At 56.0% G+C, this 357-nt stretch carries 2 tRNA genes and 1 rRNA gene; all 3 read left to right on the top strand.

Going from position 1 to position 357, the window contains the following annotated elements:
* Nucleotides 1–107, top strand: a 5S ribosomal RNA gene (gene rrf, locus WFI24_RS34250); the annotation flags it as partial.
* Nucleotides 108–146: 39 nt separating this feature from the next.
* Nucleotides 147–220, top strand: a tRNA-Ile gene (locus WFI24_RS34245).
* Between the two features lie 34 nt (nucleotides 221–254).
* Nucleotides 255–330 (top strand) — tRNA-Ala (locus WFI24_RS34240).
* Nucleotides 331–357 lie beyond the last annotated feature (27 nt).

Below are 357 nucleotides of genomic sequence, written 5' to 3'. Positions count from 1 at the left end.
ATGGCGGAGGGGTTCCACACGTACCCATCCCGAACACGACCGTTAAGCCCTCTAGCGCCGATGGTACTTGGACCGCAGGGTCCTGGGAGAGTAGGACGCCGCCAAGCGAAACCCCTTTGGGGGTATTTTTTTTCGAGATTTGATAAGGGCCCTTAGCTCAGTTGGTTAGAGCGCACCTCTGATAAGGGTGAGGCCGGTGGTTCGAGTCCACCAGGGCCCATAGTAATATCAAAACAAGAAATACACCAGTGTATGGGGCCATAGCTCAGCTGGGAGAGCGCCTGCCTTGCAAGCAGGAGGTCAGCGGTTCGATCCCGCTTGGCTCCACCATTCCCTGATAGCTCAGTTGGTAGAGCA

The sequence above is a fragment of the Paenibacillus sp. USHLN196 genome (assembly GCF_037144955.1).
In the GTDB taxonomy this organism is placed as follows: Bacteria; Bacillota; Bacilli; order Paenibacillales; family Paenibacillaceae; genus Paenibacillus; species Paenibacillus xylanexedens_C.
The sequence above is the reverse complement of the archived record's forward strand: the minus strand, read 5'-3'. Positions and strand labels throughout refer to the sequence as shown.